Here is a 12,784-nt window from a genome sequence, read left to right on the forward strand (position 1 = left end):
ACGCCTTCGTCGAGGCCGAGATGGGCGAGCGCGAGGCGGCTTCCCTGCCGCCGCACGGCCGTCTGGCGGCGCTGATCCTGTCCAGCGAGAACGCCATGGCGGTCGAAAAGGTCGCCCGCGACCTGGCCGAGGCCATCCCCAACGCCGAGCGGCTGGAAGTTTACGGTCCCGCTGACGCGCCGCTGGCCCTGGTGCGAGGGCGGCGACGCAAGCGGCTGCTGGTGCGGGCTGATCGGGACGTGAACCTGCAGGCCTTCCTGCGCGCCTGGCTGGCGCGGGTGAAGGTTCCGGCTTCGGTGCGGCTGACAGTGGACGTGGACCCTTATAGTTTCTTGTAAGATGCGCTGGCGCCTACCCACTCTCCGTCATCCTCGGGCTTGATCCGAGGATCGGTCCATCCGCCTGCGTGACTTTGGAGAGTGCGAGCGCGCCGGCCGCTCGATCCTCGGGTCAAGCCCGAGGATGACGGTGGCGTGAGGGGTAAGGCGAGAGCCGCGCCTACCTCGGCCCGGTCAGCCGGATCTCGAACAGGCTGGGCCAGTTCTTGCCGGTGACGAACAGACGACGGTTTTCGGCGTCCCAGGCGATGCCGTTGAGCACGTCGTCGACCGGATCCTTCACCTGATCCTTCGGCAGCAGGCCGCTGAGGTCGAGGACGCTGACTATGCGGCCAGACTCTGGATCGATGCGGACGATATAGTCGGTCTGCCAGACGTTGGCCCAGACCTCGCCGTCGATCCATTCCAACTCATTCAGCTGACGCACCGGGCGGCCGTTCAGGGTGACGGAGACGCGGCCGGTCTCGGTCTGGGTGTCGGGGTCGAGAAAGCGCAAGGCGGCCGATCCGTCCGACAGGATCAGGCGCGTCCCGTCGTGCGTCAGCCCCCAACCTTCGCCCGCATAGGCGAAGCGGGAGACAGGGCGGAGGTCGTCCGCATTCCAGATGAAGCCGACGCCGTTGATCCACGACAGGGAGAAGACGCGGCCGTCCTTCTCGGTCAGGCCCTCGCCGAAATATTCAGGGTCGAGTTCCTGCTTCTGCAGCACGACGCCGTCCTCCAGCCGTACGCGGCGCACGCTGGAAGGGTTGCGGCCGGTGCTCTCGATCAGCACGCTGTCGCGGATGACCAGCCCCTGGGTGAAGGCGGTCGGGTCGTGGGGGAAGGTTCGCACCACCTCATAGCCGTAGACCGGAACGCGGGCGGGAGGGGCAGCGGGAGAAGAAGGGGCCGGCCCCGGCGCTTGCGCCGCCACCGACGCGGGAAGCGCTAGCAGAAGCATCGCCAGGACCGGCCCGATACGCACGTTTAGACGCCGGGCTCGGCGGTTTCGGCCTTGTTGAGGGCGGCCTTGGCGGCGTCCTCGGCCTGGTTCTTTCTGATCTGGGCGTTACGCGACCACATGTTCAGGCCCTCGACCAGGGCCGAGAAGGCCATGGCGGCGTAGATATAGCCCTTGGGCACGTGGACGCCGAAGCCGTCGGCGATCAGCACGGCGCCGATCATCAGCAGGAAGCCCAGCGCCAGCATGACCACGGTCGGGTTCTTGTCGATGAAGTTGGCCAGCGGGTCGGCGGCCAGCAGCATGACGGTCACGGCGATGATCACGGCCACCATCATGATGGGGATGTGATCGGTCATGCCGACGGCGGTCAGGATGGAGTCGATCGAGAACACCAGATCCAGCAGGATGATCTGGAAGATGGCCGAACCGACGTTGTTGATGACGACGTCCTTCTTGTCCTTCTCCAGCATGTCGTTCGACGGAGTGACGTCGACGGCGTGGTGGATCTCCTTGGTGGCCTTCCAGACCAGGAAGAGACCGCCGGCGATCAGGATCAGATCGCGCCAGGAGAAGGCGGTGTCGAAGGTCTCGCCGTGGAAGCCCAGGTCGAAGACGGGCTGGGTCAGGCCGACGATCCAGCCGATGGTGGCCAGAAGGCCCAGGCGCATGATCAGCGCCAGGGCGATGCCGATGCGGCGCGTGCGCTGGCGGTGCTCGGGCGGGAGCTTGTTCGAGAGGATCGAGATGAAGATCAGGTTGTCGATCCCCAGCACCACCTCCATGACCACGAGGGTCACAAGGGCCGCCCAGGCGGCGGGATCGGTCAACAGCGGGGTTATGCTTTCGAGCATCGGGGTTCCTGAAGGGTGTTGGAAGGTTTTCGGTAACGGGAGCGTGAGCGCGCATCAAGCGTCTGATGGCGTCGTCGTCGTCGCAGGCCCTCCTGTCGGATCCAGCTTGGCCGGTCCTATTCGACCAAAGAGAGCGCGGGTGCGGCGTTATCGTTCCGCGAGCCTTGGTTGCGAGGCGAGGCCTTGCATGGTATCAGCCGCGCGGCTTTAGCGAAGGGCGTATCGAAAGATGCGTCCCCAGCGTGCTTTCTACAGGCATTTCAGGCCCTTGACTGGCGCAGGCGACTGCGGCCGGTCTTGATCCAAACGCTTCAGACGCGGACCAAATATAAGTGGCGGACGATTTCAGGACGACGGAAGTCGGCGGACGGTATGCACAAGCGCTGTTCGACCTCGCGGACGAGACGGGGGCGCTCGACGCCGTGCGCGCCGATCTGGCTGCGCTAAAAGCGGCTTGGCTGGACAGCGCGGACCTGCGCCGTCTCGCCACTTCGCCGGTCGTGGCGTCGGTTGATCAGGCCAAGGGCCTGGCCGCCATCGCCGACAAGGCCAAGTTCAATGTGACGACGCGCAACTTCCTGGGCCTGCTGGGCCAGAATGGTCGCGCGTCGGACCTGCCGGGTGTGATCGCCGGCTTCGAGGCGCTCTACGCCAAGAAGACGGGCGTCGTGGCCGCCGAGGTGGTTTCGGCCGTGGCGCTGAGCGCCGCCCAGACCAAGAAGATCCAGGCCGAGCTGCGCGCCGCCCTGGGACGCGACCCCGAACTGACCGCCCGCGTCGATCCGACGATCCTGGGCGGGCTGAAGGTTAAGGTGGGCTCGAAGCTGTTCGACGCCTCGCTGAAGACCAAGCTCGACCAGATGACCTTTGCGCTGAAGCGCGCCTAAGCCCCGAATTCCAGTTTAAGCCGGGCCAGCGGGTCCGCACCGAAGACGAAAGCCAGAGAGCCAATCATGGATATCCGCGCCGCCGAAATCTCGGCCATCCTCAAGTCGCAGATCGCCAACTTCGGCGTGGAAGCCGATGTCTCGGACGTCGGCCAGGTGCTGTCGGTCGGCGACGGCATTGCGCGCATTCACGGTCTGGACAACGTCCAGGCTGGTGAAATGGTCGAGTTCACCAAGGCCGGCGTGAAGGGCATGGCCCTGAACCTGGAACGCGACAACGTCGGCGCCGTGATCTTCGGCGCGGACGCCGCCATCGCCGAAGGCGACGACGTGCGCCGCCTGGGCGAGATCGTGGACGTGCCGGTCGGCAAGGGCCTGCTGGGCCGCGTCGTCAACCCGCTGGGCGAGCCGATCGACGGCAAGGGCCCGATCCAGTTCACCGAGCGTCGCCGCGTCGACGTGAAGGCCCCCGGCATCATCCCGCGCAAGTCGGTTCACGAGCCGATGCAGACGGGCATGAAGGCGATCGACACCCTGATCCCCGTCGGCCGCGGCCAGCGCGAGCTGATCATTGGCGACCGTCAGGTCGGCAAGACCGCCGTCGCCATCGACACCATCCTGAACCAGAAGGCCGCCAACAAGTCGGACGACGAGTCGGCCAAGCTGTACTGCATCTACGTCGCCATCGGCCAGAAGCGCTCGACCGTGGCCCAGATCGTCAAGACCCTCGAAGAGTCGGGCGCGCTGGAATACACCATCGTCGTGGCCGCCACGGCGTCAGAACCGGCCCCGCTGCAGTTCCTTGCTCCGTTCGCCGGCACCGCCATGGGCGAGTATTTCCGCGACAACGGCATGCACGGCCTGATCATCTATGACGATCTGTCCAAGCAGGCCGTGGCCTACCGCCAGATGTCGCTGCTGCTGCGCCGCCCGCCGGGCCGTGAAGCCTACCCCGGCGACGTCTTCTACCTGCACTCGCGTCTGCTGGAGCGTTCGGCCAAGCTGAACGAAGATTACGGCTCGGGCTCGCTGACCGCCCTGCCGATCATCGAAACCCAGGCCAACGACGTGTCGGCCTACATCCCGACCAACGTGATCTCGATCACCGACGGCCAGATCTTCCTGGAATCGGACCTGTTCTATCAGGGCATCCGTCCGGCCGTGAACGTCGGCATCTCGGTGTCGCGCGTGGGCTCCTCGGCCCAGATCAAGGCCATGAAGCAGGTCGCCGGTTCGATTAAGGGCGAGCTGGCCCAGTATCGTGAAATGGCCGCCTTCGCGAAGTTCGGCTCGGACCTGGACATCTCGACCCAGAAGCTGCTGGCGCGCGGCGCCCGCCTGACCGAGCTGCTGAAGCAGCCGCAGTACTCGCCGCTGGCCGTCGAAGAGCAGGTCGTCTCGATCTACGCCGGTACGCGCGGCTATCTGGACGGCATCGCCGTTTCGGACGTCGGCCGCTTTGAGAGCGAACTGCTGGCCCGCGTCCACGCCAACCACGCCTCGCTGCTGGACGGCATCCGCACCAAGAAGGCCCTGACGCCCGAGCTGGAAGCCGAGCTGAAGGACATCCTGGCGGCCTTCGCCAAGACCTTCGCCTAACCGTTCGGCCCTGTAGTCAAAGGAAGAGCAGAGCCGGATGGCTAGCCTCAAGGAAATGCGCGATCGGATCGGAAGCGTCAAAGCGACGCAGAAGATCACGAAAGCCATGCAGATGGTCGCGGCGGCCAAGCTGAAGCGCGCCCAGGAACAGGCGGAGAACGCCCGTCCCTATGCGACGCGGATGGCCTCGGTCATCGCCAACCTGGCGGCCGGCGTCGGCGACGACGGCCCGCGCCTGATGACCGGAACCGGCGCCGACCAGAAACACCTGGTCGTCGTCGCCACGGCCGACAAGGGTCTGGCGGGCGGTTTCTCGACCAACGTCATCCGCGCCGCTCGGGACCACATCAACAGCCTGATCGCCAACGGCAAGACGGTCGAGATCGTGGCCGTCGGCCGCAAGTCGCGCGACCAGTTGAACCGCCTGTTCGGCGACAAGGTCGTCAAGACCTTCGAACTGAGCGAGCACAAGACGGTGGGCCTGCACTCGGCCCAGCCGATCGCCGAGCTGCTGGCCGAGAAGTTCGAAGCGGGCGAGGCCGACAAGGTCACCCTCTTCTACAGCCAGTTCAAGTCGGTGATCTCTCAGGTTCCGTCGCTGCGTCAGCTGGCTCCGGCCGAAGTCGACGCGGACGCCGCGGCCGACGCCGGCGCGCTCTATGAATATGAGCCGTCGGAAGAGGACATCCTCGAGACCCTGCTGCCGCGCAACCTGACGACGCAGATCCTGGCCGCCCTTCTGGAAAACCAGGCCGGCTTCTTCGGCGCCCAGATGGCCGCGATGGACAACGCCACGCGCAACGCGGGCGACCTCATCAGCGCCCTGACGCTGCAGTACAACCGTTCCCGCCAGGCTCAGATCACCACCGAGCTGATCGAGATCATCGCCGGCGCTGAAGCGCTCTGATCCCGACACAGCTGACATTCGACACGGACAAGCACCGATGACCGACACCACCGCCCCGAAGAAACCCGCCGCCAAGAAGCCGGCCGCTCCCAAGAAGGCCGCCGCTCCGAAGGCCGCCGCCGCCGCCGGCCAAGTCGCTGGCCAGGGCAAGATCGCCCAGGTCATCGGCGCCGTCGTCGACGTTGAGTTCGACGGCCACCTGCCGGGCATCCTGAACGCTCTGGAAACCCAGAACGTCGACCAGAAGACGGGCGAGCCTTTCACCCTGGTTCTGGAAGTCGCCCAGCACCTGGGTGAGAACATGGTCCGCACCATCGCCATGGACACGACCGAAGGTCTGACGCGCGGCCAGGCCGTCGTCGACACCGGCAAGTCGATCATGGCGCCGGTCGGTCCGGGCACCCTGGGCCGCATCATGAACGTCGTCGGCCAGCCGATCGACGAAGCCGGTCCGATCAAGACCACCGAGTTCCGCCCGATCCACCGCGAGGCGCCTTCGTTCGAAGAGCAGTCGACCTCGTCGGAAATCCTGGTCACGGGCATCAAGGTCATCGACCTGATCTGCCCCTACACCAAGGGCGGCAAGACCGGCCTGTTCGGCGGCGCCGGCGTAGGCAAGACCGTGACCATGCAGGAACTGATCAACAACATCGCCAAGGCTTACGGCGGTTATTCGGTTCTGGCCGGCGTGGGCGAACGCACCCGCGAAGGCAACGACCTGTATCACGAGATGATCGAGTCGAACGTGAACGTCGCTGGCGGCGGCGAAGGCTCCAAGTGCGCCCTGGTCTATGGCCAGATGAACGAGCCCCCCGGCGCCCGCGCCCGCGTCGCCCTGACCGGCCTGGCCCAGGCCGAGTACTTCCGCGATGAAGAGGGCAAGGACGTCCTGCTGTTCATCGACAACATCTTCCGCTTCACGCAAGCCGGTTCGGAAATGTCGGCTCTTCTGGGCCGCATCCCGTCGGCCGTGGGCTATCAGCCGACGCTGGCCACCGAGATGGGCAACCTGCAGGAGCGCATCACCTCGACGCAGAAGGGCTCGATCACCTCGATCCAGGCCATCTACGTTCCCGCCGACGACTTGACCGACCCGGCGCCCGCCGCCTCGTTCGCTCACTTGGACGCGACGACGGTTCTGAACCGCGACATCGCCGCCCAGGCCATCTTCCCGGCCGTGGACCCGCTGGACTCGACCTCGCGGATCATGGACCCGCTGGTCATCGGCGAAGAGCACTACCGCGTCGCCCGCCGCGTGCAGGAAACCCTGCAGCAGTACAAGGCGCTGAAGGACATCATCGCCATCCTGGGCATGGACGAGCTGTCGGAAGACGACAAACTGGTCGTGTCGCGCGCTCGCAAGATCCAGCGCTTCCTGTCGCAGCCCTTCTTCGTGGCTGAACAGTTCACCGGCTCGCCGGGCAAGTTCGTCGAGCTGGCCGACACCATCCGCTCGTTCAAGGCGATCTGCGACGGCGAATACGACCACCTGCCGGAAGCCGCCTTCTACATGGTCGGCGCCATCGAAGAGGCTGTCGAGAAGGCCGCCAAGATGGCTGCGGAAGCCTAAGTCATGGCCGGTAAGCTGAACTTCTCCCTCGTCGCCCCGGAACGCGAAGTCTTCGCCGGTTCGGTCGATCAGGTCGATGCGCCGGGCGTCGAGGGCGACTTCGGCGTCCTGCCGGGCCACGCGCCCTTCATGACCACCCTGCGCGAAGGCGTGGTGACGGTCTATGACGGCGCCCAGCGCCGTCGCTTCGAGGTCAAGGGCGGCTTCGCCGACGTCAATGGCGAAGGCCTGACCATCCTGGCCGAAGAGGCTTCGGAGCTGACCGCGAACTAAAGGTTCGCCCGGCTGAAACGATCAAAGGCCCTTCGCTCCGGCGGGGGGCCTTTTTCGTGCGCGCTATGATGCGCAGCCTTCCTTTACTCCGCCATCACTCCCTACTCCGCCGTCATCCTCGGGCTTGACCCGAGGATCCAGCCGTCCGCGCGCGGAACCTTGGCCAGGTGGAGCGCGTCCCGCACTGGATCCTCGGGTCAAGCCCGAGGATGACGGCGTGGGAAGAGGAAAAGGCGAAGAGAGGCTCGAGGCGTCAGGCGGCCCACTCCCCGAACGCCTGCGCCACCTGCTCATAGACCGGCCGCTTGAACGGAACGATCAGGCCGGGCGCTTCTTCCAGCCGCCCCCAGCGCCAGGCGTCGAACTCGGGTTCGCCGTGGGCGTTCAGGTCGATCTCGTCCTCGGCGCCGGTGAGGCGGAAGGCGAACCACTGCTGGCGCTGGCCCTTCAGCCCCTTCCAGCTCTTGGGGCTCGGCAGGCCCTCGGGGAAGTCATAGGGAATCCACTCGGTCGTGCGGCCCAGCAGGGCGATGGAACGCACGCCCGTCTCCTCGTGCAGTTCGCGGCGGGCGGCGGCTTCCAGGTCTTCGCCGTCGTCGACGCCGCCTTGCGGGAACTGCCAGTTCCACGGCTCGGGCGTGTCGGCGCGGCGGCCGAACCAGACCTGGCCGGCAGAGTTGAACAGGACGACCCCGACGTTGGGGCGATAGAGGGACAGATCGACAGCGTTCATGCCTTCCGCATACGCCCCCGCCTTCTCGGGGGCTAGGCGTCAACGTCCGGGAAAGGGAGCGCGTATAGGGTGGCCTCATGGACAGACGTCATCTGATCGGCCTCGCTCTGAGCGGCCTCGCATTGGCGAGCGCGGCGCACGCTTCGCCCGAGAAGAGCGGGGGCGGCAAGGGCGGCTACCTGTCCCTGCCGACCGCCACGGCCACGGTGCTGCGTCGCGACGGCCGGCGCGGGGTGATGACGGTCGAGACGGGCCTTGATGTCGCCGACGGCGCCCTGATGGAGCGGGCGCAACTGTCCCTGCCGCGCCTCAGCGCCGCCTATAATGAAGTGGTCCGCATCGCGGCCGAGCGGCTGTTGCCGGACGCGCCGCCCAATGTCGAATGGCTGGTCGTCGCCTTGCAGCACGCCACCGACGCCATTCTGGGCAAACCGGGAGCCAAGCTGCTGCTGGGCACGGTGATGGTGGTTTGAGGCGGAGCGCCACTCACGCTCATAGCCGCCGTCATCCTCTACACCTGCCGTCATCCGCCACCCACACCGTCATCCTCGGGCTTGACCCGAGGATCCAGCGCAGGACGCGCTCGACCTAGCCTACGTCGCGTGAACGGATAACTGGATCCTCGGGTCAAGCCCGAGGATGACGGCGAAAAAGGGCGCTACTCAGACGCGGGATATGCCCGCGTCCTCAGTCTTGCGTCGGATCGGGGCGGCTGGTGTCGCCGTAGGTCATGGCCAGGAAGACGTCTTCCAAGTCCGGGTCTTCGGTGGCGATGTCCTTGATGGTCACGCCCGCCGCGCGCACGGCGGCCAGCACCTGTTCGACGCTGGATTCGCCTGTCCGATAGGTGACGACGAAGGCGCCGTTGGCGCGCGGGGCGACGGCGAATCCGTTCAGGGCGGGCAGGGTCTCGGGCGCCGTCTCGGGCGTCACCACGACGTTGCGCGTGTCCAGCCGCTTCAGAAGCTGTTCCGTCGGCTCGCAGGCCACGACCTCGCCCCGGTTGATGATGGCGATGGTGTCGCACAGCTCCTGCGCCTCTTCGAGGTAGTGGGTGGTCAGGATCACCGTCACCCCTTCCTCGTTGATCTTGAGGACGTATTCCCACAGCTGACGGCGCAGCTCGACGTCCACGCCCGCCGTCGGCTCGTCCAGGATCAGCACGGGCGGGTTGTGCACCAGGGCCTTGGCCACCATCAGGCGACGCTTCATGCCGCCCGACAGGGCGCGGACATAGGCGTTGGCCTTGTCCGACAGGCCCAACGCCGCCAGCAGCTCGTCCGAGCGGCGTTCGTTGGCGGGCACGCCATAGAAACCGGCCTGCACCTCCAGCGCCTCGCGCGGGGTGAAGAAGACGTCGGCGACGATCTCCTGCGGCACCACGCCCAGGGCCGAGCGGGCGTCGCGCGCCTCATGGTCGATGTCGCGGTCCCAGATGCGGACCGTGCCCTCGGACTTGTTCACCACGCCCGCGATGATGTTGATCAGGGTCGACTTGCCCGCGCCGTTCGGTCCCAGAAGTCCGAACATCGAGCCGCGCGGCACCGTCAGGTCGACCCCGCGCAGGGCCGTCTTCGGCGGCGACTTGCGCGAGCCCTTGTAGGTCTTCTTCAGCCCCCTGACCTCGATGGCGTTGACGGGCAGGCGGGGCTCTTGGGTCATGGCGCGGACTTCAACTCGGGCAGGGCGGGGCGGACGGCATAGGTAGGGCGCGCGGGGCCGTTCGCCAAGCCGCTGGCGCACGGCGTGAGACAAGGTTACGAGACGATATGTAAATGGTGCTTGACGTAAACCTGTGACGTGTCTAGCTTGCTTGTCAGAAAGACAACTTCCCTTGGATGAGGACACGCCATGACCACCGCCGTCGCTACCCGCAAGCCTCTGACCCGCACCCGTCTGATCGGATTCATCGCCATGGGGGTCTGCGCCATCGGCTATGCGGGTTTCGCCCTGGCCCTGGGGGCGGGCAAGCTGGAGTATCTGCCCATGACCCAGGCGGCGATCATCGCCGCAGTCGCCGCTGTGATCGGCGAGATCGGCCTGTGGGTCGGCGCGGGCTGCCTGGGCCTGACCCTGTTCAAGAAGCGCAAGGCCCTGTTCGACAAGGTGATGGGCCGCAAGGCGGCCGCGCCTGTGTCTGCGCCGGCTTCCGAGGTTTGACCTGACGGTCCGGTCCGCCTAGGAACGGCGAAAGCCTTTCCAGACCGGACCGGATCATGCCTCCCCGCCATCTCGACGCCGTCATTCCTCCGCCCGAACAAGTCGTGGTCTCGACCAAGCGCGTCGCCTGCGACGGCGGCGGCGGGGCCCTGGGCCACCCGCTGGTCTATATGGACATGGGCGAGGACGACTTCATCGAGTGCGGCTATTGCGACCGTCGCTTCGTGCTGTCGGACCATCCGCACCCCGAGAGCGAATACCTCGATCCGGCGGCCCGCCCGCCCGAGGCGCACTGAGTTCGGCCGTGCGTTATCTGCACGCCATGGTCCGGGTGAAGGATCTGGACGCCTCGATGCGCTTCTACCGCGACCTGCTGGGTCTGGAGGAGACGCGCCGCGCGGATTATGAGGCCGGCCGCTTCACCCTGGTCTATCTGGCGGTGCCCGCCGACAAGGCCCGCGCCGAGGTCGAGAAGTCGCCCGAGGTCGAGCTGACCTACAACTGGGACGATCAGGACTATGACGGCGGCCGCAACTTCGGCCACCTGGCGTTTCAGGTCGACGACATCTACGCCGCCTGCCAGCGGCTGATGGACGGCGGCGTGGTCGTCAACCGTCCGCCGCGCGACGGCCACATGGCCTTCGTCCGCTCGCCGGACGGGATTTCGATCGAGCTGCTGCAGGCGGGCGAGCGCCTGGCCCCGGCCGAGCCCTGGGCCTCCATGCCGAACGTGGGCGCCTGGTGAGCGTTTCGGCGCGGCTGATCCTGGGTCTGGCGGTCCTGAGCCTGGGCGCCTGCGCCTCGGTGACGGAGACCAATCCGGCGCGGACGGCCACCGACATGCTGCTGGTCAACCGCGCCGCCGACCGGGCGGTCGAGGGGCTGACCCTGCCGATCCCGCAGGGTGCGCGCGTCTTCGTCGACGAGACCTATTTCCAGGCCGAGAACGCCCGCTATGCGTTGAGCGCCATCCGCGCCGCCCTGTCGGAAGCGGGCTACGCCATCGTGCGCGAGCGCGGCGAGGCTGACGCCATCTTCGAGGTGCGCGCCGGGGCCCTGTCGCTGGACCAGCTACGCCGGGTGGTGGGCATTCCCGACATGCGGGTGCCGATCAACGAGAGTCTGAACGTCGTCTCCCTGCCGGAGCTGTCGCTCTACTCCAACCGCGACCGCATGGGCGTGGCCGAGTTCTCGGGCTTCCTCTACGACGCGCGCACCGGGATGCCGCTGGGCGCCGTCACGCCGATGATCGGCCAGTACAAGATCCGCAGCCACAAGGCCTTCATGATGATCACCTGGGGCCAGCAGCTGGCCCAGCCGGGCGAGCGCGATCCGGGCTCGAGCTGGAAGGAATTCTAGCGTGAAGGCTCGCTCCGTTCGCGGAGCGAGACAGCCGCTTCGGACCGTGTTAGGGCGCAGGTGAGCATAAGGCGTTGGCCGCGCTCATCTGTTCGCCGCCGCCGCAAGAGACGCCCTTGTCCTTCTTTCACGCCGGTCCCGCGCCGAAAGGCTCCGGTCTTCGCCGAGGCGCCCTGCGCGACGGGCTGGATTTGGCGCCGGGGATGAAGGTCGGCCTGTTCGGCGGCTCGTTCAATCCGGCCCACGATGGCCACGCCCATGTGGCGGCCACGGCCCTGCAGCGGCTGGACCTGGACCGGGTGGTCTGGCTGGTGTCGCCGCAGAATCCGCTGAAATCCAACCACGAGACCGCGCCCCTGTCGGACCGCATGACCTCGGCGCGCGCCGTGGCGGCTACGGTCGGCCCGGCCATGATCGTCTCGGACTTCGAGACGCGGGCGGGCACGGGCTGGACCGTCGACACCCTGCGCGCCATCGTCGCGCGCCATCCGGGCGTGCACTTCGTCTGGCTGATGGGGTCGGACAATCTGGCGGGCTTCCACCGCTGGCGGGGCTGGACCGACATCATGCGGTTGATGCCGGTGGCGGTGATCGCCCGGCCGGGCAGTCTGCTGGACAGCCGTACGGCCCCGGCGGCGGCGCGGTTCGCCCGCTATCGGATTCCCGCCGCCCAGGCCGGACTGCTGCCCAATTTGGAAGCGCCGGCCTGGACCTATCTGACGGCGCCGCTGAATCACCGCTCCTCCACCGCCATCCGCGCGACGCGCGCGGCGGGGTGAAGGCGCAGGGCTTGATCCGTCAGTGCGCCGTGCGCGGCGCCCGCGACGACGAGTGGTAGCTGACGATGCGCCATTCGCCGTTGCGCCGCTCCAGCATGCTGGTGGCGACGCCTTGCCGCTCGACCGGGGCGCGGGCGGCGTCCTTGAAGGCGATACGGAAGCGATAGGTCTCGGTCGCATAGGCCGTGTCGCCCGCGACGACGGCGCGCACGACCGGGTCGATCATCTCGAAGGCCGAGAAGACCAGCAGTTCCGGCCCTAGGTGATGCTCCAGATAGCGGGCGAAGTCGCCTTCGACCCCGCCCTGTTCGAATACCTGGGAGTCCGGCCAGAAGAAGCGGGCGGCGGCCGGGGCGTCCAGGGCGCTGAGGCTGGCGCGATA

At 67.0% G+C, this 12,784-nt stretch carries 16 protein-coding genes and 1 pseudogene; 12 read left to right on the forward strand and 5 right to left on the reverse strand.

Annotation, left to right across the window (positions count from 1 at the left end; genetic code table 11):
• A pseudogene (locus tag RT567_RS08045) lies at nt 1–338 on the forward strand (primosomal protein N'); the annotation flags it as partial.
• Nucleotides 339–498: 160 nt separating this feature from the next.
• On the opposite strand, the gene RT567_RS08050 reads toward RT567_RS08045, so the two are convergent.
• Both RT567_RS08050 and RT567_RS08055 read right to left on the reverse strand, forming a co-directional pair.
• Nucleotides 499–1,281, reverse strand: coding sequence for a glutaminyl-peptide cyclotransferase (locus tag RT567_RS08050; RefSeq protein WP_409516158.1), 783 nt, complete (start codon nt 1,279–1,281; stop codon nt 499–501).
• A gap of 26 nt (nt 1,282–1,307) precedes the next feature.
• A complete protein-coding gene (locus RT567_RS08055) occupies nt 1,308–2,135 on the reverse strand; it encodes a TerC family protein (protein WP_313575627.1) in 828 nt (275 codons plus the stop codon).
• A gap of 332 nt (nt 2,136–2,467) precedes the next feature.
• On the opposite strand from RT567_RS08055, the gene RT567_RS08060 reads away from it, so the two are divergent.
• The 5 genes from RT567_RS08060 to RT567_RS08080 all read left to right on the forward strand — a co-directional run bounded on the left by RT567_RS08060 (nt 2,468) and on the right by RT567_RS08080 (nt 7,371).
• Nucleotides 2,468–3,022, forward strand: coding sequence for a F0F1 ATP synthase subunit delta (locus RT567_RS08060; RefSeq protein WP_313575629.1), 555 nt, complete (start codon nt 2,468–2,470; stop codon nt 3,020–3,022).
• Between the two features lie 66 nt (nt 3,023–3,088).
• The gene (gene atpA, locus RT567_RS08065) at nt 3,089–4,621 is read left to right on the forward strand and encodes a F0F1 ATP synthase subunit alpha (RefSeq protein WP_313575631.1); all 1,533 of its coding nucleotides are present in this window, start codon (nt 3,089–3,091) and stop codon (nt 4,619–4,621) included.
• A 37-nt stretch (nt 4,622–4,658) separates the two neighbouring features.
• A complete protein-coding gene (locus tag RT567_RS08070) occupies nt 4,659–5,528 on the forward strand; it encodes a F0F1 ATP synthase subunit gamma (RefSeq protein ID WP_313575633.1) in 870 nt (289 codons plus the stop codon).
• A 37-nt stretch (nt 5,529–5,565) separates the two neighbouring features.
• Nucleotides 5,566–7,098, forward strand: coding sequence for a F0F1 ATP synthase subunit beta (atpD, locus tag RT567_RS08075; RefSeq protein ID WP_313575635.1), 1,533 nt, complete (start codon nt 5,566–5,568; stop codon nt 7,096–7,098).
• A gap of 3 nt (nt 7,099–7,101) precedes the next feature.
• Nucleotides 7,102–7,371, forward strand: coding sequence for an ATP synthase F1 subunit epsilon (locus RT567_RS08080; RefSeq protein ID WP_003167474.1), 270 nt, complete (start codon nt 7,102–7,104; stop codon nt 7,369–7,371).
• A gap of 253 nt (nt 7,372–7,624) precedes the next feature.
• Here the strand turns inward: RT567_RS08080 and RT567_RS08085 are convergent, their stop codons facing one another.
• Nucleotides 7,625–8,104, reverse strand: a complete 480-nt coding sequence (locus RT567_RS08085; RefSeq protein ID WP_313575637.1) for an RNA pyrophosphohydrolase — start codon at nt 8,102–8,104, stop codon at nt 7,625–7,627.
• Nucleotides 8,105–8,181: 77 nt separating this feature from the next.
• Between RT567_RS08085 and RT567_RS08090 the strand changes: the two genes are divergently transcribed.
• Entirely contained in the window at nt 8,182–8,577 is a 396-nt protein-coding gene (locus RT567_RS08090; RefSeq protein ID WP_313575639.1) for a Tat pathway signal protein, read from the forward strand.
• Nucleotides 8,578–8,791: 214 nt separating this feature from the next.
• Here RT567_RS08090 and RT567_RS08095 read toward each other — a convergent pair whose 3' ends face one another.
• Nucleotides 8,792–9,766: an ABC transporter ATP-binding protein gene (locus RT567_RS08095; protein ID WP_313575641.1), complete on the reverse strand. Its 975-nt coding sequence runs from the start codon at nt 9,764–9,766 to the stop codon at nt 8,792–8,794.
• A gap of 189 nt (nt 9,767–9,955) precedes the next feature.
• Here RT567_RS08095 and RT567_RS08100 point away from each other — a divergent pair, with 189 nt between their 5' ends.
• From RT567_RS08100 to RT567_RS08120, 5 genes are all read left to right on the forward strand, one after another.
• On the forward strand, nt 9,956–10,264 hold the full coding sequence (locus tag RT567_RS08100) for a hypothetical protein (RefSeq protein ID WP_313575643.1): 309 nt from the start codon (nt 9,956–9,958) through the stop codon (nt 10,262–10,264).
• Between the two features lie 56 nt (nt 10,265–10,320).
• Nucleotides 10,321–10,560: a zinc-finger domain-containing protein gene (locus tag RT567_RS08105; RefSeq protein WP_313575645.1), complete on the forward strand. Its 240-nt coding sequence runs from the start codon at nt 10,321–10,323 to the stop codon at nt 10,558–10,560.
• Nucleotides 10,561–10,568: 8 nt separating this feature from the next.
• Entirely contained in the window at nt 10,569–11,009 is a 441-nt protein-coding gene (locus tag RT567_RS08110) for a VOC family protein (RefSeq protein WP_313575646.1), read from the forward strand.
• Nucleotides 11,006–11,623, forward strand: a complete 618-nt coding sequence (locus RT567_RS08115; RefSeq protein WP_125900381.1) for a DUF6655 family protein — start codon at nt 11,006–11,008, stop codon at nt 11,621–11,623. The genes RT567_RS08110 and RT567_RS08115 overlap by 4 nt, the downstream gene beginning before the upstream one ends.
• Before the next feature lie 116 nt (nt 11,624–11,739).
• Complete coding sequence (locus tag RT567_RS08120; protein WP_313575648.1) at nt 11,740–12,402, forward strand: nicotinate-nucleotide adenylyltransferase; 663 nt, start codon at nt 11,740–11,742, stop codon at nt 12,400–12,402.
• 19 nt (nt 12,403–12,421) lie between these two features.
• Here the strand turns inward: RT567_RS08120 and RT567_RS08125 are convergent.
• Nucleotides 12,422–12,784, reverse strand: a 363-nt coding sequence (locus RT567_RS08125) for a YybH family protein (protein ID WP_313575650.1), incomplete at its 5' end; no start/stop codon positions are given.

Origin of the sequence: Brevundimonas sp. (assembly GCF_032107865.1) — a bacterium.
GTDB lineage: Bacteria > Pseudomonadota > Alphaproteobacteria > Caulobacterales > Caulobacteraceae > Brevundimonas.